Annotated in this window: 16 protein-coding genes and 1 pseudogene; 9 read left to right on the top strand and 8 right to left on the bottom strand. The window is 67.3% G+C overall.

All coding sequences use genetic code 11. The features are described 5' to 3' along the window. The first annotated feature begins 191 nt into the window (after window positions 1–191). Window positions 192–1283, top strand: coding sequence for a quinone-dependent dihydroorotate dehydrogenase (locus QPC17_RS07935; RefSeq protein ID WP_251769581.1), 1092 nt, complete (start codon window positions 192–194; stop codon window positions 1281–1283). 170 nt (window positions 1284–1453) lie between these two features. On the opposite strand, the gene pyrE is transcribed toward QPC17_RS07935, so the two are convergent. The 6 genes from pyrE to QPC17_RS07965 form a co-directional block, all read right to left on the bottom strand. Then, on the bottom strand, window positions 1454–2023 hold the full coding sequence (gene pyrE / locus QPC17_RS07940) for an orotate phosphoribosyltransferase (RefSeq protein WP_062614072.1): 570 nt from the start codon (window positions 2021–2023) through the stop codon (window positions 1454–1456). After that, a complete protein-coding gene (gene pyrF, locus QPC17_RS07945; protein ID WP_285347536.1) occupies window positions 2013–2759 on the bottom strand; it encodes an orotidine-5'-phosphate decarboxylase in 747 nt (248 codons plus the stop codon). The genes pyrE and pyrF overlap by 11 nt, the downstream gene beginning before the upstream one ends. 5 nt (window positions 2760–2764) lie before the next feature. Continuing rightward, complete coding sequence (locus tag QPC17_RS07950) at window positions 2765–4132, bottom strand: dihydroorotase (RefSeq protein WP_070448146.1); 1368 nt, start codon at window positions 4130–4132, stop codon at window positions 2765–2767. Further along, complete coding sequence (locus QPC17_RS07955) at window positions 4125–5102, bottom strand: aspartate carbamoyltransferase catalytic subunit (protein WP_201783176.1); 978 nt, start codon at window positions 5100–5102, stop codon at window positions 4125–4127. The genes QPC17_RS07950 and QPC17_RS07955 overlap by 8 nt, the downstream gene beginning before the upstream one ends. Then, on the bottom strand, window positions 5099–5671 hold the full coding sequence (gene pyrR / locus QPC17_RS07960) for a bifunctional pyr operon transcriptional regulator/uracil phosphoribosyltransferase PyrR (protein ID WP_062614075.1): 573 nt from the start codon (window positions 5669–5671) through the stop codon (window positions 5099–5101). Before pyrR ends, QPC17_RS07955 begins: the two co-directional genes overlap by 4 nt. 214 nt (window positions 5672–5885) lie before the next feature. After that, entirely contained in the window at window positions 5886–6557 is a 672-nt protein-coding gene (locus tag QPC17_RS07965; protein ID WP_062614076.1) for a TetR/AcrR family transcriptional regulator, read from the bottom strand. A 284-nt stretch (window positions 6558–6841) separates the two neighbouring features. On the opposite strand from QPC17_RS07965, the pseudogene QPC17_RS07970 reads away from it, so the two are divergent. From QPC17_RS07970 to QPC17_RS07985, 3 genes and pseudogenes are all read left to right on the top strand, one after another. Beyond that, window positions 6842–9244, top strand: a pseudogene (locus QPC17_RS07970) (molybdopterin-dependent oxidoreductase); the annotation flags it as partial. A gap of 17 nt (window positions 9245–9261) precedes the next feature. Continuing rightward, window positions 9262–9912 (top strand): DMSO/selenate family reductase complex B subunit, encoded by a 651-nt coding sequence (locus QPC17_RS07980; protein WP_062614114.1) that lies wholly within the window; start codon window positions 9262–9264, stop codon window positions 9910–9912. After that, a complete protein-coding gene (locus QPC17_RS07985; protein ID WP_062614078.1) occupies window positions 9912–10937 on the top strand; it encodes a dimethyl sulfoxide reductase anchor subunit family protein in 1026 nt (341 codons plus the stop codon). The genes QPC17_RS07980 and QPC17_RS07985 overlap by 1 nt, the downstream gene beginning before the upstream one ends. 125 nt (window positions 10938–11062) lie before the next feature. Here QPC17_RS07985 and QPC17_RS07990 read toward each other — a convergent pair whose 3' ends face one another. Together QPC17_RS07990 and QPC17_RS07995 are read right to left on the bottom strand one after the other, a co-directional pair. Continuing rightward, window positions 11063–11218 carry a DUF8730 family Cys-rich protein gene (locus tag QPC17_RS07990; RefSeq protein ID WP_162839030.1) on the bottom strand — a complete coding sequence of 52 codons (156 nt, stop codon included), beginning with the start codon at window positions 11216–11218 and terminating at the stop codon, window positions 11063–11065. A 94-nt stretch (window positions 11219–11312) separates the two neighbouring features. Next, window positions 11313–12974 carry an FAD-dependent oxidoreductase gene (locus QPC17_RS07995; RefSeq protein WP_285347206.1) on the bottom strand — a complete coding sequence of 554 codons (1662 nt, stop codon included), beginning with the start codon at window positions 12972–12974 and terminating at the stop codon, window positions 11313–11315. 113 nt (window positions 12975–13087) lie between these two features. Here QPC17_RS07995 and QPC17_RS08000 point away from each other — a divergent pair, with 113 nt between their 5' ends. The 5 genes from QPC17_RS08000 (at window position 13088) to QPC17_RS08020 (ending at window position 20152) form a co-directional block, all read left to right on the top strand. Beyond that, entirely contained in the window at window positions 13088–13351 is a 264-nt protein-coding gene (locus QPC17_RS08000) for a metal-sensitive transcriptional regulator (protein WP_062614080.1), read from the top strand. Between the two features lie 164 nt (window positions 13352–13515). Further along, window positions 13516–16173 carry a DMSO/selenate family reductase complex A subunit gene (locus QPC17_RS08005; RefSeq protein ID WP_285347207.1) on the top strand — a complete coding sequence of 886 codons (2658 nt, stop codon included), beginning with the start codon at window positions 13516–13518 and terminating at the stop codon, window positions 16171–16173. Beyond that, on the top strand, window positions 16173–16811 hold the full coding sequence (locus QPC17_RS08010) for a DMSO/selenate family reductase complex B subunit (protein WP_285347208.1): 639 nt from the start codon (window positions 16173–16175) through the stop codon (window positions 16809–16811). Before QPC17_RS08005 ends, QPC17_RS08010 begins: the two co-directional genes overlap by 1 nt. After that, window positions 16811–17842 (top strand): dimethyl sulfoxide reductase anchor subunit family protein, encoded by a 1032-nt coding sequence (locus QPC17_RS08015; RefSeq protein WP_285347209.1) that lies wholly within the window; start codon window positions 16811–16813, stop codon window positions 17840–17842. Before QPC17_RS08010 ends, QPC17_RS08015 begins: the two co-directional genes overlap by 1 nt. Before the next feature lie 162 nt (window positions 17843–18004). Beyond that, entirely contained in the window at window positions 18005–20152 is a 2148-nt protein-coding gene (locus tag QPC17_RS08020) for a prolyl oligopeptidase family serine peptidase (RefSeq protein ID WP_285347210.1), read from the top strand. Window position 20153 lies beyond the last annotated feature (1 nt).

The following is a 20153-nucleotide window of genomic DNA, read 5'->3' on the forward strand; positions in this document are numbered from 1 at the left end:
AACCTTGCGTCGATCCTGGAGCGGCTGGGCAGGGTGGGGCGAGGCGTGACTGGAAGGCGCGGCGGCGAGTGCGCGGACGGCGTCGTCCGAAAACTGAGATCTCGCCGGCCAGGGGATGAGAAGGAGCGGGGAGCGCGGGCATTGCCGGTAAACTGAGGTGAACAGGCTGAACCACGCCGAAAGGTGCGCACATGGACTTCACACTCGACAACGCGGCGAAGATGGCGAGGGCCGCGGTGACGGCGTCGTCGGCGTTTGGCTATGAGCGGATCGCGCGGCCACTCCTGTTTCGCAAGGACCCCGAGGAGATCCATGACCTCATGATGCGGGCGCTGGGGGCGTCGGGCGGGCTGCTTGGGAGCTTCGGCGCGCAGATCTCCGCCAACCTGCCCGTGCTACGCGTGCCGACCAAGCCCGTGCGCGCAGGCGGTGTGGAGTTCCGCCACCCCGTGCTACTCGCCGCCGGCCTGGACAAGACGGGCGAGGCGGCGCGGATGTGGTCGGCGCTCGGGTTCGCCGGCGCGGAGCTCGGCACCTTCACACCGCACCCACAGCCCGGCAACCCCGAACCGCGCATGTTCCGCATGCCACAAGACCAGGCAATCATCAACCGGATGGGCTTCAACAACCCGGGCGCAGCGGCCGGCGCCGGGCGGCTGCGCGCGTGGGGCGTGAAGCGCGGGAACTACGCGCTCGGCCTGCGGATCGGCATGAGCATCGGCAAGAACAAGACCACGCCGAACGAGGACTTCATCACCGACTACGTCGACTGCCTGCGCGAAGTGGCCGACGTGGCTGACTACGTGGCGATCAATGTCTCCAGCCCCAACACCCCCGGGCTGCGCGACCTGCAGGACCCGGCCGCACTACGCGACCTACTCCAGGCACTCAACGAGGTGCGGGCCGGCGACCGGCTGCCGCTGTGGCTCAAGATCGCCCCCGACATGGGGTGGCTCGAGATCGATGGCGTGCTAGGCGTGGCCGAGGAGATGGGCGTGGACGCGCTCATCGCCACCAACACCACCAACGCCCGGCCCGCCGGCCTACGCTCCTCCGCGGCCGCCGAGACGGGCGGACTGTCCGGCGCGCCGCTCACCCGGCGCTCCCTGCAGGTGATCCGGTACGTGGCTGAGCACTCGGGCGTCGACGTCGTGGGATCGGGCGGAATCATGACCGCCGCCGACGCAGCCGCCGCCCTCGACGCCGGCGCCAAAGCCATCCAGCTCTACACCGGGTTCATCTACCGCGGACCGGCCCTCATCAGGGAGATCGCGGCGCTCTAAGGCCGGGCGCACTGGGCCGGCGGACCGGGGCGCCGCCGGGCCGGATTTGAATTCACTGGACGATTCCGGGCCGATCTTCTTATATGAGGAGATCGGCCCGGAATCGTCCAAAATATTACAATCGTCCCGCGAAGGGACGTTTTCGGCAGGTACAACCGGGTACCGGCCGGCTACAGCCGGCGGCTGCCCGGCGAATCCAGCTCCTCGCCCGCCGCGCACAGCCCGCACTCCTCCGGCGCCCACGATTCCGTGGGTAGGGAGAGCAGCGGGTAGAAGGGCGCGGTAAACTTGCGTTCGGTCTTGCGGTCGATGAGCGCGACCACGCCCACCACCTCGGCGCCCGCGGCCTCCACGAGCGCCACGACCTCAGCCACGGACCCGCCGGTGGTGACCACGTCCTCCACCACGAGCACGCGCGCCCCGCGCGGGATCTCGAAGGAGCGCCGAAGCTGCATCGCGCCGTCCACCCGCTCGGTGAACACGAAGCGCTTGTGCAGGGCGAGCGCCACCGCGAAGCCGAACAGCATGCCGCCCACGGCCGGCGAGGCCACTATGTCGACCTCCACGTCCAGCCGCCGCACCGCCTCCTGCGCGAGCGCGGCCGTCACGTCCGGCGATTCGAGCACCCGCGCACACTGAATGTACGTGTCGGAGTGCCGTCCGCTCGTCAGCGCGAAGTGCCCGTGCCGGATCGCTTCGGTTTCGCGCACGCGCGCCAGAATCTCATCGTTAGTGAGCATTGTTCCCCCTGATATCTGCGGCGATTGCCTCAAATGCCGCCGCCGGGTCCGCGGCCTGCGTGATCGGCCTTCCGACCACCACGTGGCTCGCCCCATCCTTGACCGCCGCGCCGGGCGTAGCCACGCGCGACTGATCGCCGACGTCCGCGCCAGCCGGCCGCACCCCGGGCGTGACGATAAGCGCCTCGGGGCCGAGCACGCCGCGCAGGTCGCCCGCTTCCAGCGGTGAGCAGATGACGCCGTCCGCCCCCGCCGCATAAGAGGCTCGCGCGAGTTCGCGCACCTGGTCCGGCAGGGCCCGCCCCACGCCGATCTGTTCCAAACCGGCGGCGTCCATCGAAGTCAGCACGGTGACAGCCAGAATCTTCGTGGGGGCACCCACGCGGGTCAGGCCTTCGCGGGCGGCGGCGACCATGTCGGCGCCGCCCGCGCCGTGCACGGTGAGCAGGTCCGCGCCGAGCTCCCCGAGCACGGCGCTGGCCTCGCGCACCTGGTGTGGGATGTCGTGGAGCTTGAGGTCCAGGAAAACGTGGAATCCGCGTGCCTTCAGCTCGGTCACAATGCGCGGCCCGGCCGCGTAGAACAGGGTCATGCCCACCTTGAGCCACGCCCCGCGCGGGAGCATGTCCGCGAGCGCGAGCGCCTCGCCTTCAGGCAGGTCGAGGGCCACGATGACGCGCCCGGACGCCCCGGCCATATCCCCGTCTCCCGCAGCCCCAGCCACGCCGCCAGCCATCTCGCTCACTTGGCCACCGCCCCCTCGCGGTAGGTGAACTCCCCACGGAGCATGGTGCCCCACACCTCGCCGTGGAGCACGCGCCCCCAGAACCCGGAGTTCGCCGACTTTGAGGCCAAATGCTCCCGGTCCACCGGCGTGGTCCCTTCGGGGTCGAACACGCACAGGTTGGCTTCGGCCCCGGCTTCGATCTTTTGGGGTGCGAGCCGCAGGATCTCGCGCGGGCGCGCCACCATGAGCTCGACCACGCGGTCCCACCCGATCCGCCCGGGCTGCACGAGCCCGGTGAACACGGCCGGAAGCGAGGTCTCCAGCCCGATCATCCCGAAGGGCGCGTTTTCGAACTCGAGGTCCTTCTCATGCGCAGCATGCGGGGCATGGTCGGTGGCGATCACGTCGATCGTCCCGTCCACCACGGCCTGGGCCAGCGCCTCCGCGTCAGCGTGGGCGCGCAGCGGCGGGTTGACCTTCAGGTACGTTTCGTATTCGGTGGTGATGTCGTCCTCGGTGAGGAATAGGTGGTGCGGTGTCGCCTCGGCGGTCACATCCAGCCCGGTGGCCTTCGCCTCACGCACGACCTCCACCCCGGGCGCCGTGGAGATGTGGGCCACGTGCATGCGCCCGCCGGTCAGCCTCACCAGCTCGACGTCGCGCAAGATCTGCACCACTTCCCCTTGGGCAGGCCAGCCGGCGAGCCCCAGCCGCGTAGAGACCACGCCCTCGTTCACGACGCCGCTACCGACCACCGCATCATCCTGCGAGTGCGTGATGATCGGCCGGTCCCACACCTTGGCGTAGTCGAGCGCGAGCCGCATGAGCCCGCCGTGCTGGATGCCGTGCCCGTCGTCGGAGAAGGCGACCGCGCCGGCCTCGGCCATCTCGCCCATCTCGGCGAGCTCCTTGCCTTCGAGCCCCTTCGTCACGGCACCGATCGGGAAGATGTCCACGAGCCCGACCTCCTCGCCACGCTCGATCTGTCTCTCGATCAGCTTGCCGTTGTCCACCACCGGCGTCGTGTTCGCCATGGTCGCCACCCCGGTGAAGCCGCCGCGGGCCGCCGCGCGCGAGCCGGTGAGGATATCTTCCTTGTGCTCCTGCCCGGGCTCGCGGAAGTGCACGTGCATGTCGAACAGTCCCGGCAGCACCACCTTGCCGCGCAGGTCCACCCGCTCGACTTCCGCCCATTCGCCAACGACGCCGACCGCGTCCGCCGCGTCCGAAGCTCCCGCCGCGTCCGATCCCTCGGCGTTCGCCGGCCCGTCGACGTCAACAACAATCGCCACGATCCGGCCGTCCCGGACGTAAATGTCGGCCACGGCGTCGAGCCCCACCTGGGGGTCCACGACCCGCGCACCCTGCAGAATCTTACGCATTGACCAGCTCCTTCGCGGCGATGGGGGACAGATCCTCGGCACAGTTCGCGAGGAGAAGTTCCATGATGGCCATCCGCACGGCCACGCCCGAGTTGACCTGGTTGAGCACGCGGGCCGGGATCGAGTCGGCCACCTCCTGCGTGATTTCCACGCCGCGGTTCATAGGGCCGGGGTGCATGATGACTGTGTGTGGGGCGAGCGCGGCCAGGCGCTGCGAGTTCATACCCCAGAAGCGGGCGTATTCGCGTAACGAGGGTAGGAGTTGCAGGCTGCCGAGCCGCTCAAGCTGGATGCGCAGGAGGTAGACGACGTCGGCGCCGTAGATCGCCTCGTCCACGCTAGCGGCCACTTCCACACCGAGCACGTCGGGGCGGGCGGGCAGGAAGGCGGGCGGGCCGGCAACCACCACGCTCGCGCCGAGCCGGCCGAGCACGCGGGCGAGCGAGCCGACCACGCGCGAGTGCGCGATGTCGCCCACGATCGCCACGCGCAGACCCGCGATCCGGCCGAAGTTGGCGCGCATGGTGTGCAGGTCGAGGAGGGCCTGGGTGGGGTGTTCGTGCTTGCCGTCGCCGGCGTTGATAACCGAGCCGCGGATGTTGCGGCGCACGATTTGGGGGCTGCCGGCGGCGCGCGCCCGGATGACCACCATGTCGGTGTCCATCGCGTCGAGGGTCTGCGCGGTGTCCACCAGCGACTCCCCCTTCGCGATCGAGGACGCCGAGCCGGAGATGTTGATGACGTCCGCGCCGAGCCGCTTGCCCGCGATCTCGAAGGAGGTGCGGGTGCGAGTGGAGGGCTCCAGGAAGAGGTTGACGATCGTCTGCCCGCGCAGGCTGCCGTGCTTCTTGGTGCCCGGCCCGGAGGCGTTGGCGGCGGCATGCAGGTCGGCGCGGTCGAGGATCGTTTCGATGTCGGCGATGGACAGGTCGTCCATCGTCATCAGGTGGCGGGTAGACAGGATACTCATCGGGAAACCTCCACAACCTCAACCGAGGTCTGCTTGTCTGTGGGTTCGATCTTGACCACGACCTTGTCGGCCGCGTGCGTGGGCACGTTCTTGCCCACGAAGTCTGCGCGGATGGGTAGTTCGCGGTGCCCGCGATCCACCAGGACGGCCAGCCAGATGCGCGACGGGCGGCCGGCCGAGAGCAGCGCGTCCATCGCGGCGCGCGCGGTGCGGCCCGTGTAGAGGACGTCGTCGACCAGCACCGCCTTCTTTCCCGTTAGGTCCGGGATCACAACGCCGGCACCGCGGCCCGCGTCGTCACCTTCAGCCGCTCCGGGCGCGGGGCGCGCGGGCTGGGCGCTGGCCGGGCGGGCGTCGTCACGAAAATCGGTGATATCGAGGTGGACGACCGGGACCTCCACGCCCTCGATGCGCTTGATCATGGTGGCGAGGTGGCGGGCAATGGTGTCGCCGCGGTTGATGATGCCCACCAGCACCAGGCCGTCGGTGCCGCGCGTGGATTCGAGGATTTCGTGGGCGATGCGGATGAGGGAGCGGCCGATTGCCGGCGCGTCGAGCACGGTGGTCATTCCTTCTCCTTCCCTCGCGGAAAGAGAGCGCGGTGCCGCGCGTCGCTCAGGCACGCGTTGCCGCGGTGCCGCGCCCGTACCCCTGGCAGAAAAAAGCCCCGCCAGAAGGCAGGGCAGAAGCGAGGCGTCTTGCCGGTTCTCTGACCGCCTTAAAGACTACCCACAGCCTAGCCCGCCCCGCGGCACGTGTCGAGCCGCCGCGCCGTGGCACCACTTACAGCTTGCGGCCCCGGGCGCCGGCGGCGATGTCGGAAATGGCGCGCAGGCGGCGTAGCGACACCGTGCCATCATCCTGGAAGCGTGCCAGCTGCCAGGGCGGCGCGAGAGAGAGGTAGGTGTTGACCACCACGTCCGGGCTCTCCTTCATGTCCGTGCCAAGCCACGCCACCAGCACCGCGATGAGGTTGTACACCTGCTGGGTGGTGGCCATCGCCGTCCACAGGTTCGACACGGTTTCCTCGCGCAGGTGGGAGGTGAACTCGTCCACGTAGGCGTCGAAGATGAGGGCCAGACGGCGGGTAATGTGCCCGACCACCACCGGCTGATTCGGGGCGAACAGCGCGCTCAGGAACTCCCGGTGCTCGCGCAGCTCGGTTAGCATCCGCACGTAGGTCTCCCGCCAGCGCAGGAGGTAGTTCTCGTTCGGGGTGGCAACGGCGTCGATCAGCTCGTCAAGGTAGGGCTGCAGCACGTCGACCACCATGTCCGCAACGAACTGCGCCGGCGAATCCCCGTGCTGGTAGAAGGTAGTGCGCGACACCCCGGCCTCGCGCGTTAGCTCCGCCACCGTGATGGAATCCGCCGGCTTGGTCAGGGCAAGCCGGCGCGCCGCGTCACACAGCTGCCCGCGCACGCGCACGTACCGCGGGTCGTTGTTCATCTCCATCGCGCCTCCTGGCAGGAATTATACCGACGACGACACCCTGCCGCCCCGTCCCTTCGGCCCTGCCGCCCCGGCGCAGCCGCATATTAGAAACCAAACTATCACCTATTCATTTTTGGGCAAATCAGACATTTGGCCACAAAAATCCTGGTAGGCGGGTCGTCACTGTTAAACACCTGTCTTTTAGCAGATAGATTCGGAACATGACCCCGGCACCCCGGGGCGGACCGACTCGATAAGGAGAACCGGCATGACTCAGACTCTGCCCCCGAAGCTAGACGGGACGACTGGCCCGTCTCGCCGAACATTTCTCAAGTGGTCAGGCGTGGCTGCCGGAGTAGCTGGCCTCGCTGCGACCACCTCTCATCTCCCCACTCCTGCCGTGGCCGCTCAGACCGACGGCATGGAAGGCGTGGATAAGACGGTGTGGAACGCCTGCCTGGCCAACTGCCAGTCCCGCTGCCCGCTGCGCCTCCAGGTCAAGGACGGCGCCGTGGTTCGCGTGCTCGCGGACAACACGGGCTCGGACGAATTTGGCGACTTCCAGATCCGGGCGTGCGTGCGCGGTCGCAACCAGCGCGAGCGCATCTACTCCCCCGATCGCATCAAGAAGCCGATGAAGCGCGTGGGCCAGCGCGGCGAGGGCAAGTGGGAGGAGATCACGTGGGAGGAGGCCTTCGACACGATCGCCTCCGAACTCAAGCGCGTGAAGGAAACCTACGGCAACGAAGCCCTGTGGTATCACTACGGCTCCGGCTCCACCGGCGGCAACATCACGAAGCGCGGCACCTGGCCGCGCCTGCTCAACACCTACGGTGGTTACCTCGGCCAGTACGGCGACTACTCCACGGCCCAGCTCACGGCCGGCACTTTGTTCCACTATGGCGGCTGGATCCCGTCCAATTCGCTCGAGGACGTGAAGAACTCCAAGCTTCAGGTCATGTTCGCCAATAACCCGCTGGAGACCCGCATGTCGGGCGGCGGCGAGCTCGCCGTCGTGCAAAAGACGAAGTCCGAGTACGGGATCCGGACGATCATCATCGACCCGCGCTACTCAGAGACTGCGCTGGCCGTGGGCGACGAGTGGGTGCCCATCAAGCCCGGCACCGACGCCGCGCTCGTGGCCGGCATGATCCACGTGATCCTCTCCGAGAACCTCCAGGACCAGGACTTCCTCGACAAGTACTGCGTCGGCTTCGACGAGGACCACATGCCTGAGGGCATCCCGCCGCACAACTCCTACCGCTCCTACATCGAGGGCAAGGGGGCCGACGGCATCGAGAAGACCCCCGAGTGGGCGCAGGACATCACCGGCGTTCCGGCGACGACCATCCGCCGCCTCGCCCGCGAGATCGCGAACGCCAAGCCGTGCGCGATCACCCAGGGCTGGGGCCTGCAGCGCCACGCGAACGGGGAGAACGGCGCGCGCGGTCTTCACCCTCGCCGCCGTGACCGGCAACATCGGCATCCCGGGCGGCGGCAACGGCGCCCGCGAGGGCAACACCACTTTGCCCGTCAAGGAATTCCCGCTCTTCGACGGCGAAAAGCCGCCCGTGAGCACGCAGATCTCCTGCTTCAACTGGCCCGACGCCATCATGGACGGACCGTCGATGACGGCCGAAAAGGACGGCGTGCGCGGCAAGAAGAAGCTGGACGTGGGCATCAAGCTCATGGTGGTCAACGCCTCCAACACCCTCATCAACCAGCACAACGACATCCACTACACCCAAGAGGCGTTGCGGGATGACACGAAATGCGAGTTCATCGTGGTGATTGACCACCAGTGGACCGCCAGCTGCGACTGGGGCGACATCGTCCTTCCCTCCACCACGAACTTCGAGGAGATCGACATCATCCCCGGCGCCTCGTGTGGCGACATGGGCTGGGCGATCTGGGGCGACAAGGCGATCGAGCCGCTGTACGACGCGAAGACCGGCTACGAAATGTGCACCGAGATCGCGCGCCGGCTTGGCATCGAGCAGGAGTTCACCCAGGGCCGCACCCAGGAGGAGTGGCGCCGGTGGCTCATCGATGAGACCCGCGCCAACGTGGAGGGCTTCCCCACCGAGGAGGATTGGCCCGAGGTCGGCGTCTTCCGCGCTTACTCCGGCAAGCACCGGGTGGCCATGAAGGACTTCCGCGAGGATCCCGAGGCGAACCCGCTGGAGACGACGTCGGGCAAGATCGACATCTTCTCCGCGCCGCTGTACGAATACTCCAAGACGTGGGTCTTCGAGGGCGAGCGCGCGGGCGACCGCGTCACCGCGATCCCCGAGTACCTCGAGACGTGGGAGGGCCAGGCCGAGGCCCGTACGAACGATAAGTACCCGCTGCAGTGCATCGCTCACCACTACAAGGGCCGCACCCACTCCAGCTACGCGAACCTCGAAAAGGGTCTGGAGTTGCACCCGCAGATGCTGTGGATCAACCCCGCAGACGCGGAGGCTCGCGGCATCGCCAACGGCGACACGATCTACGTGTTCAATGACCGCGGCAAGGTCAAGACCGAGGCGCGCGTGACTCCGCGCATCGTGCCCGGCGTCGTGTCCCTGCCGCAGGGCGCGTGGTACAAGCCGAACGCCGACGGCGTCGACGAAGGCGGCTGTATCAACACGCTCATGAAGTACCACCCCTCCCCCCTCGCCAAGGGGAACCCGGGGCACACGGCGCTCGTTCAAGTTGAGAAGGCGTGATCTCGATGGGAATCATGACTGACAAGGACTCGGCAAGCTACGCCGTTGCCGGGGGTAACTACGGCTTCCACTTCGACCAGGAGCTCTGCACGGGCTGCAAGGCCTGCCAGATCGCCTGCAAGGACAAGCACGACCTGCCGATCGGCGTCAATTGGCGCCGCGTGGTGGAGTACGCGGGCGGCACCACCACGATGAGTGACGGGGCGTTCTCGATGAACGTGTTCGCCTACTACACGTCGATCTCGTGCAACCACTGTGAGGACGCGATCTGCATGCAGGTCTGCCCCACCACGGCGATGAGCCGGCGCGAGGACGGCACGGTCTACGTGGACTCCTCCAAGTGCGTGGGCTGCCGCTACTGCGAGTGGGCCTGCGCCTATGGCGCCCCGCAGTTCAACGCGGAGGAAGGCCACATGTCCAAGTGCGACCTGTGCTACGACTACCGCTCCACCGGCCAGGAGCCCGCGTGCGTCACGGCGTGCCCGTCGCGCGCACTGGACTGGGGCCCGATCGACGACCTGCGCGCGCAGTTCGGCACCGAGGATGGCATCGCCCCGCTCCCCGACCCCTCGATCACCAAGCCGCGCCTGGTCATCCACCCGCACAAGGACGCCCAGCCGTGGAACTCCGCCAACGGCGAGATCCTCAACCCCAAGGAGATCTGATGAACCTCCACGAATTACCCATGATTATCTTCACCGTGGTGGCCCAGCTGTGCGTGGGAATGTTCCTCGTGCTCGGTGCGATCCAGCTCTGGCTCACCGCCACCACCGACGAGCGCACCACCGACCGCCTCACCACCCCGATCCTGTATGTGATCGGCCCGGTGATGGTGTTCGGCCTGGTCGCCTCCATGTTCCACATGAACGACGTCACCCACACCCTCAACGTTTTCCGCCACGTGGGCTCATCGTGGCTGAGCCGCGAGATCGTGTTCGGCGTCGGCTTCGCCGGGCTGGGCTTCCTCTTTGCCCTCCTGCAGTGGTTCCGGGTCGGCCCGGCCAAGGCGCGCATTGCGCTCGGCATGGTGACGGGCCTGGTCGGTATCGGGCTCGTGTGGTCGATGTCGATGATCTACTCCTCGCTCGTCACCGTCCCGGCGTGGAACACCTGGGTTGTCCCGTTCCAGTTCTTCGCCACCACGTTGATGTTGGGCGCGGCCGCCGTCGTCGTGTCCCTCGTTGCAATGACGGCGATCCGGCAGCGCACGCCCGCCACCGAGCGCGGCCCGGTTGCGGTTCCGTCTCGCACGACGACGCCGCCCGCCTGGCAGACCCGCCTCGGCATCGACCGCAACCTGGCCGAGATTCATGCTCCCGCCACGGACAAGGAATGGAAGCTCACCACCCAGATCGTCAAAGCCTGCATGGCCCTGGTCGCCCTGGTGGCGGTGGGGATCCTCATCTCCTACGTGGCACACGTGCAGCACTTGGCCACCCACCCCGAGCCGGCGGCGGCCATCTCCGCGGCGGCGTTCTCCGGCGCGTTCTTCTGGATGCGCCTGGTGCTGCTCGGCCTGGGCGCCGTGGGCGTGGGCTTCGCGGCGTTCAAGTACGCCTCCTCGGCCACGCTTGAGAAGCCGGCCACGCTGACCTGGGTGGTGAGCGCGGCGTTCGTGCTCATCCTCGCCGCCGAGTTCATGGGCAGGTCGCTGCACTATGACTCGATGCAGCTGATCGGCATCGGCTAAGGCACCCCGGCGCGAAGCCGGAGTGAAATTTTTTGGACGATTCCGGGGCGATCTTCTTATTTGAGGAGATCGCCCCGGAATCGTCCAGTGTTTTTAAACTGCCCGGACTTCTATCGCGCCCCGGCTTAGCCAAAGAGCCTCGACAGGAAGGAGCCGCCCTCCTTCGCGTGGCCCTGGCAGCGCTCCGATTCGGGAACGCCGGCGAGGGCCTGCTCGATGTGGTTGCCGCAGCCGGCCCAGGTGGGCTTGCCGCACTTGGGGCAGGTAACGCGCTGGCACATGGTTCTTCCTTCTTTCTTCCCGGGCCTTCACCCCAGGATTTTTCCTGAGAGCGGCTGTGCTCCCAGCTGTTCATGGTGACGGCCAGGGCCGCCTTTACTTGACGACGCCGTCCGCGCTGTCGCCGAGTTCGGCCAGCATGGTGATCATGCCGCCGGAGTGGTTGACGCACGTGTTGCCGGCCTGGACCAGCTGGCGGTGTGCGAGGTAGGAGCGCATGCCGGACTCGCAGTGTACGGCGATAGGGCGCCCGGCCGCAGAGGCGCGAACCTCGTCCATCCGATCGCGGATCTCGAGGTGGGGGATGTTGAGGGCGCCGTCGATGTGGCCCTCGCCCTCGTATTCGGCGCGGCTGCGCACGTCGAGGATGAGGTGGGTCTGGCGCAGGCGCGCCAGGTCGGCGGTGTGCCACACGTCCATCGTGCGGTCGAGCACGTTGGAGGCCATCATGCCGGCCATGTTGACCGGGTCCTTCGCCGAGCCGTACGGCGGGGAGTAGGCCAAGTCGAGGTCGATGAGGTCGGCCACGGTCATGCCGGCCTTGATCGCGGTGGCGAGCACGTCGATGCGCTTGTCCACGCCCCCGCGGCCCACGATCTGCGCGCCGAGCACCTTGCCATCCTCGGCGAAGTGGAGGCGCATGTGCATCTGGGTGGCGCCGGGGAAGTAGCCGGCGTGGTCGGCCGGGTGGAGGGAGATCGTGTGGTGCGCGATCCCCTCGAGCGCGCGCTCGTTCGCGCCGGTCATCGCGGCGGTCAGCTTGCCCACGCGCACGATCGCCGTGCCCGCGGCCGCCGGGATCGGGTGGGACAGGTTGCCGGAGATCGCGTCTGCCACGAGCCGGCCGGCACGGTTGGCCGGGCCCGCGAGCGCCACGGGCCGCCGCGCCCCGGTCACCAGGTCCGTGGAGACCACGGCGTCGCCCACGGCCCACACGCCTTCGAGGTTGGTGCGTCCGTGTTCGTCGACGACGATGGCCCCGCGCTCGCACTCCACTCCCGCATCCTCCCAGATGCTGGTGCGGGGGCGGACGCCGGCGGCAAGCACCACCACGTCTGCCTTCACGCGCGAGCCGTCGGAGAGCACCACGTCGGCCGGCCCACCCGCGCCCGGCTCCTCGATCGCCGTGACGGCGGTGGAGGTGCGCACATCCATCCCGAGCTCGGCCAGCTCTTGGGCCACGTAGTAAGCGCTCTCGGTGTCGAGCGGGGGCAGCACGTGGTCGGCGAACTCGACCACGGTGGTCTTCACCCCGCGCATGGCCAGTGCTTCAGCGGCTTCAAGCCCGATGAAGCCGGCGCCGATCACCACGGCGGACGACGCACCGGCCGCGGCGTCGTGAAGCGCGTGGGCGTCAGAGACGGTGCGCAAGGTGGTGACGCGCGGAGAGTCGATGCCGGGCACGTCAGGGCGGAAGGCCTCGGCGCCGGGCGAGAGGACGAGGACGTCGTAGGTGAGCTCGTAGTCCGCGTCGGGACCATTCACGCGGACGGTGCGCGCGGCGGGGTCGAGCGCGGTAACGGCGCTGTTGACCCGCACGTCGAGGTTGCGTGAGGCCTTGAGCGAGGCCGGGGTCTGGACGAGGAGCGCGCCCGGGTCGGTGATTTCGCCGGACACGAAGTAGGGCAGGCCACAATTGGCGAACGACACCTCGGGGCCCGCCTCGAGCACAATGATCTCGGCGCCCTCCTGCAACCTGCGCAAACGCGCCGCGGCCGACATCCCTCCGGCAACTCCACCAACAACAACGATCCTCATTGGGTGACCTCCATCCCCTTCGATACCCCCTGGGGTATAGGGTAGTGTCGACGACAACGTCGCGCAACCACTCCCCGCCGCGTAGGATGGGCCCGAACAGAAGAGGTAGCATCATGGGCATCGAAGAGCTCCAGGCCGAGCAGCGCAAGGCGCTCAACCGACTCAAGCGCGCCCGCGGGCAACTCAACGCCGTCATCGAGAATTTTGAAAACGGCGGGGAGTGCGTGGACGTCATCCACCAACTCGCCGCCGTGACGTCCGCGCTCAACCGGGCAGGGTTTACGATCGTGGCCGCCGCGATGAAGAATTGCGCTTTTTCTGACGAGCCGCTGACCACGCCCGAGGAGCTGGAAAAGGCCTTCACCTCGCTCGCCTAGGCATTATGAAACTTTATTATCACGTAACTTTTCCCGTGTCAGAGGCGGTTTTCCCGCTTTTGAGATCATCTGGGACCTTGGTCTAACGAACACTCGTCGTTTAGCTCGAATACTGGCATTGACAGCCGGAAATTCCGGCATTCTTTGTTCAGTTTTTGGGGGCGATGATGACTCAGACTCTCTCACCCGGCACGACCGCGCAGCCGCACGGCCCTTCGCGCCGCACATTCCTCAAGTGGTCCGGGGTCGCCGCGGGAGTTGCCGGCCTGGCGGCCACCACCACTAGCCTCGGCACGCCGAAGGTCGCGGCCGCAGACGCGGAGGGGATCGCCGACGCCGACCGCACCGTGTGGTCGGCCTGCACCGTCAACTGCGGCTCGCGTTGCCCGCTACGCCTGCAGGTCAAGGATGGCACCGTGGTCCGGGTCCTGCCGGACAACACCGGCACCGACGAGCTCGGCAACCAGCAGGTGCGCGCGTGTGTGCGCGGGCGCTCGATCCGCCAGCGCATCTACAACCCCGACCGTCTCAAGAAGCCGATGAAGCGCAAGGAAGGCACCAAGCGCGGCGAGGAGCAGTGGGAGGAAATCTCCTGGGATCAGGCGCTGACCGAGATCGCGGAGAAGATGAAGGACATCAAGAACCGCTACGGTAACGAGGCCTTCTACATCCAGTACGGCACCGGCACGCTCGGCGCGGTCATGTCCTGCTCGTGGCCCCCGAACAACACGCCGATGGCTCGCCTGCTCAACGCGTTCGGCGGCTACCTCGACCATTACTCGGATTACTCCACCACGGCCATCACGCAGGCCTATCCCTACTTCTACGGCACGTGGGTCAACTCCAATTCGTTCGACGACGTCGCCAACTCCAAGCTGCAGGTCATGTTCGGCAACAACCCGATCGAGACCCGCATGTCGGGCGGCGGGCACACGTTCGTCACCCAGAACATCAAGCGCGAGCACGGCGTGCGCACGATCATCATCGACCCGCGCTACTCGGAGACCTCCGTGGCGCTCGGAGATGAGTGGGTGCCGGTTCGCCCCGGTACCGACGCCGCGCTGATCGCCGGCATGATCTACGTAATGGTTGAGGAGAACCTGCACGACCAGGCGTTCCTCGACAAGTACTGCCTCGGCTTCGACGAGGACCACATGCCCGAGGGCGCCCCGAAGAACGCCTCCTACCGCGCCTACCTTGAGGGTAAGGGCGCGGACGGGGTCGCGAAGACCCCCGAGTGGGCCTCTGACATCTGCGGCGTCCCGGCAGCCGACATCCGGCGCCTGGCCCGCGAAATCGCCAACGCCAAGCCCGCCGCGATCACCCAGGGCTGGGGGCCGCAGCGCCACGCGAACGGCGAGAACACCGCCCGCGCGATCTTCCTCCTCGCCTGCGTGACCGGCAACCCCGGCATCCCCGGCGGCGGCACGGGCGCGCGCGAGGGTGCGAGGGGCCTGGGGGTCGGCACGTCGTTCTACTCGGAGTTCGTCAACCCCTCGAACAAGATCATCTCCTGCTTCTCCTGGCTCGATGCGATCGACCACGGCCCGGAGATGAATACGTTCAACGCGGGCGTGGGCGTCAAGCCCGAACCCGGGGTGCGCGACTTGAAGATCCCGGTGGATGAGAACATGCAGCCCGAAAACACCTCGCTAGAGGTGCCGATCAAGGCGGTCTTCCAGTACGCGAGTAACTCGCTCGTCAACCAGACCGGTGACAACAACGAATCGGTGCGCATCCTCGAGGACGAGTCCAAGTGCGAGCTCATCGTCACCACGGACATCATGTACACGGTCTCGGCCCGCTACTCCGACTACGTGCTGCCCGGTACCTCCACCTCGGAGGAGTTCGACTACCACGCCGGTGCGAACGGCGGCCCCATGGCCTACGGCATCGTCTCCCAGCAGGCGATCGAGCCGATGTATGAGACGAAGTCGATCTTCGACATCTGCACCGAGCTCGCCGCGAAGCTGGACCTCGAGCAGGAGTTCACCGGCGGCAAGAGCCGCGAGGACTGGCTGCGTGAGGCGATCAACGGCTCACGCGAGGACGACCCGGCCCTGCCCACGTGGGACGAGTGGAAGGAGATGGGGATCTACCGCCGTAACGACGGCCCCGTCATCACCATGAAGGACTTCCGCGAGGACCCGGAGGCGAACCCGGTGCCCACGCCGTCGGGCAAGATCGAGATCTACTCCGAGCGCCTGGCAAACCTGGCAAAGGCCTGGGAGTTCGGCGTCTTCCGCCCGGCCCTTGCCGGCGACGTCCTCACCCCGCTGCCCGAGTTCGTGGCCACCTGGGAGGGTGCGCTCGAGGCCCGCGAGAACGCTGAGCACCCGCTGCAGGTGATCGGCCACCATTTCAAGGGCCGCACACACTCCAGCTACGGCAACGTCAACCTCCTCAAGGAGGCACACACCCAGACCGCGTGGCTCAACCCGATCGACGCCGAGGCGCGCGGGATCGCCAACGGGGACGCCGTCTACGTGTTCAACGAGCGCGGCACGGTCCAGCTGCGCGCGCTCGTCACGCCGAGGATCATCCCCGGCACCGTGTCGATCCCGCAGGGCGCGTGGTACAAGCCGCTGCCCTCGGCCGATTTCTCGCTACCGGCGGGGGCGAACGGGGAGCGGCCGGTCGACGTCGGCGGCTCGGTCAACACCCTCACCTCCCTCCACCCGACCCCGCTTGCCAAGGGCCTGCCCAGCCACACGGTGCTGGCACAGGTTGAGAAGGCGGAAAAGGGTGCGCTGGAGCGGATCGAGGCGGCCTACTACCAGCCCTATAACGCGGATACCGCGGGCGTGAGCAAGGAGGACTAATGAGCGAGATGCTAACCCAAGCGGGTGCCAACTACGGATTCTTCTTTGACCAGGAGCTCTGCACGGGCTGCAAGGCCTGCCAGATCGCCTGCAAGGACAAGCACGACCTGCCGATCGGCGTCAATTGGCGCCGCGTGGTGGAGTATTCGGGCGGCACGTGGACGGCACAGGGCAACGCCCTCACCCAGAACGTGTTCACCTACTACACGTCGATCGCGTGCAACCACTGTGAGGACGCGATCTGCATGCAGGTCTGCCCCACCACGGCAATGAGCCGGCGCGAGGACGGCACGGTGTACGTCGATTCGTCCAAGTGCGTGGGCTGCCGCTACTGCGAGTGGGCCTGCGCCTATGGCGCCCCGCAGTTCAACGCGGAGCAAGGCCACATGTCCAAGTGCGACCTGTGCTACGACTACCGCTCCACCGGGCAAGACCCGGCGTGCGTGGCGGCCTGCCCATCGCGCGCGCTCGGCTGGGGCCCGATCGACGACCTGCGCGCGCAGTTCGGCACCGAGGATGGCATCGCCCCGCTCCCCGACCCCTCGATCACCAAGCCGCGCCTGGTCATCCACCCGCACAAGGACGCCCAGCCGTGGACCTCCACCGCCGGCTCGATCGCTAACCCGAAGGAGATCTGATGAATCTTCACGAACTGCCGATGATCATCTTCACGGTCATCGCCCAGATGTGCGTGGGCATGTTTATCATCCTGGGTCTTGTGCAGATGTGGCTCGCTGCCCGCACCGACGATCGCACGGCCGACCGGCTGACCACCCCGATCGTCTACCTCATCGGCCCGGTGATGGTGTTCGGCCTGGTCGCCTCCATGTTCCACATGAACGACGTCACCCACACCCTCAACGTGATCCGCAACGTGGCCACGTCATGGCTGAGCCGCGAGATCGTGTTCGGCGTGGGCTTTGCGGGCCTGGGCTTCGTGTTTGCCTTCATGCAATGGTTCAAGATCGCCTCGTTCCGGCTGCGCCAGGGCGTGGCGGCGCTGGCCGCGCTATTCGGCGTCGCGCTCATCATGTCGATGTCGATGATCTACGCGAGCCTGCCCACCGTGCCCGCCTGGTACACGTGGGTGGTGCCGTTCCAGTTCTTCGCCACCGCGATCGTGCTGGGCAGCGCCGGGGTGACCATGGCGCTCGTGCTCATGACGCTCGTGCGTCAGCGGCCCGCTAAGGACGCGCCCGTGGAGGTGCCGGTGCGCAATACCACCGACCCCGCCGCCGGCAAGACCTGGAAGGAGACCCTCGGGTTCACCCCCAACAAGCGCGAGATCAACGCCGCGCCCACCGCCGAGGAGTGGCGTTGGACCGTGTCGATCATCCGGCTGTGTGCCGCGCTCGCCGCGCTGGCGGCCGTGGGCGTGCTCATCTCCTACGTCGCTCACCTGCAGAACCTCGCGATGCACCCCGAGCCGGCCGCGGCAATCTCCGCCGCCGCGTTCACGGGCGCGTTCTTCTGGACCCGGCTAATCCTGCTGGGCGTGGGCGCCGTGGCCGTCGGTTTCGTTGCCTACAAGATGGCCGACGACGCCGCCCTCGCTCGTCTCACACCCCTCGCGGCCTGGGTGACACTCGGGTTCGTGGTACTGCTCGCCGCCGAGTTCATGGGGCGCTCGCTCCACTATGACTCCCAGCAGCTGATCGGTATCGGATAAGGCTGAGCGGCCGCGCGCAGTCGGACGCTGGCCGAGCGGTCGTGAGTCGACTGGGCGGTCGTCGTCGGCAAAACGGCAAGACGTCAGCAGAGGTGCCCCCGGTTTTTCGCCGGGGGCACCGTGCGTTCGAAAACTGTCGGAGGGCGCTCGTAGGATGGAAGCATGAAGATGCCACAGGCTACGGCCACAGATTTTTCGGACCCTTACCTGCACTTGGAGTACATCGATGCCTCGCTGGAGTGGGTGAGCGAACAGTCCGATCGCACCCTCGCCGAGTTTGACGGCGGGGCGTTTTCCGCGTACCGCGATGAGGTCGCGGGCATTCTCTCTGCCACGGACAAGCTCGATACCGGCACCAAGCGCGGGGAATGGATTTACAACTTTTATACGGACGGGGATCACCCACGCGGCCTGTGGCGGCGCGCCCGGCTTGAGGAGTACCTGAGCAAGGAGCAGGCGGAGATCGCGTGGGAGGTGTTGCTCGACATCGGGGCGCTCGGCGAGGCCGAGGGCGAATCGTGGGTGTTCGGCGGGGCCTCGTTGCTCTACCCCAGTTATGACAGGGCGCTGATCACGATGTCGAAGGGCGGGTCGGATGCGAACGTCGTGCGGGAGTTTGACGTGGAGGCCCATGCCTTTGTGGAGGGCGGCTTTGAGAAGTCGGAGTCGAAGGGCTCAATGAGCTGGGTGGATCGGGACACGGTGGTGATCGGCGCGGACTTCGGACCGGGCACGCTGACCGACTCGGGCTACCCCAAGAGCGCCCGGCTGTGGCGGCGCGGGCAGGATTTGGCCAGCGCGCCCGTCATCATCGAGGGTGCTGCTACCGACGTGCTGTCGGGGGCGTACTTCGACCACACGCCGGGGCATGAGCGGCTGGTTGCCTTCCGCTACCCGGACTTCCGCAGCACGATCTCGTTTGTTGCAGACCTGGAGGGCGTGCTGGCCGGTGGTGGCGGGGCCGTGGTGGGGCCGGAGGGCGAGGCGCTCGGGGCGGGCCTGCCGAGTGCCCTGACGCAGGTCAACATGCCGCTGTCGGCCGAGGTCGGCTTCGTACGGGACTGGCTGCTGGCCACCCTCCGCCATGATTGGGAGCTCGATGGGGCCACCTTCCCTGCGGGGGCTGTGGTGGTGATGCCAGCATCGTCGCTCACGGAGCCGCGGGCGCAGGACGTGCAAGTGCTGTACTCGCCCTCCCCCACGTCGTCGTTCCTGGACCTCACCGTCACCCGCACGGGCCTGGTGATGACCATCCTCGACAACGTCAAAACCAAGCTGTTCTTCTGTGCTGAGGGGCGGGCGGCCGCAGGCGTCGTCGAGCCGTGGCAGATCGCGGAAGTCACGCCGAAGGCGGCGGAGTTCGCCGCGGTGGGAATCGCGGCGGTGGATCGGCTGGAGTCGGACGAGGTGTGGCTGACGGTCGCGGATTTCGTCACGCCCACCACGTTGTATATGGGTGAGATCGGGCGTGAGGAGCTGGCGGTGCGCAAGCTACGCTCGGCACCGGCGCGCTTTGAGGCCGCGGGGCTGGGGATCCGGCAGCTGTGGGCCACGTCGGCGGACGGCACGGAGATTCCCTACTTCGTGGTGGGGCCGGAGGAGGCGCTGCGGGGCGGGCGTCCCACCCGCACGTTGCTTGACGGGTACGGAGGGTTCGAGGTCTCGCGCCTGCCGTCCTACCTGGCCACCTACGGAAAGGTGTGGTTGGAGCGGGGCGGGGTGTACGTCGTCGCGAACATCCGTGGCGGCGGCGAATTCGGGCCGGCCTGGCATCAGGCGGCGCTCAAGGAGCGCCGTCACAAGGCGTATGAGGACTTCGCGGCGGTGGCGGCGGACCTGGTGGAGCGCGGCATCACCACGGTGGCGCAGCTCGCGGCGATCGGCGGCTCGAACGGCGGGTTGCTCATGGGCAACATGTACACCACGTACCCTCACCTGTTCGGGGCGATCGTGTGTCGGGTGCCGCTGCTGGACATGAAACGCTACTCGCACCTGCTGGCGGGGGCGTCATGGATGGGGGAATACGGCGATCCGGACACGGAGGACTGGGCCTACATGGAGCAGTACTCGGCCTACCACAACGTAGGCGAAGAGCCGCACCCGCCAATCCTGCTCACCACCTCCACGCGCGATGACCGGGTGCACCCGGGCCACGCCCGCAAGTTCCACGCGCTGCTGAGCGCCATGGGCCACGAATCGTGGCTATACGAAAACACCGAGGGCGGGCACGCGGGTGCCGCTGACATCGAACAGGTGGCGCTCATGACCGCCCTCATCTTCTCCTTCCTTGACCACAAGCTCGCCAAGTAGA

The sequence above is a fragment of the Trueperella bernardiae genome (assembly GCF_030246965.1).
Taxonomy (GTDB): domain Bacteria; phylum Actinomycetota; class Actinomycetes; order Actinomycetales; family Actinomycetaceae; genus Trueperella; species Trueperella bernardiae.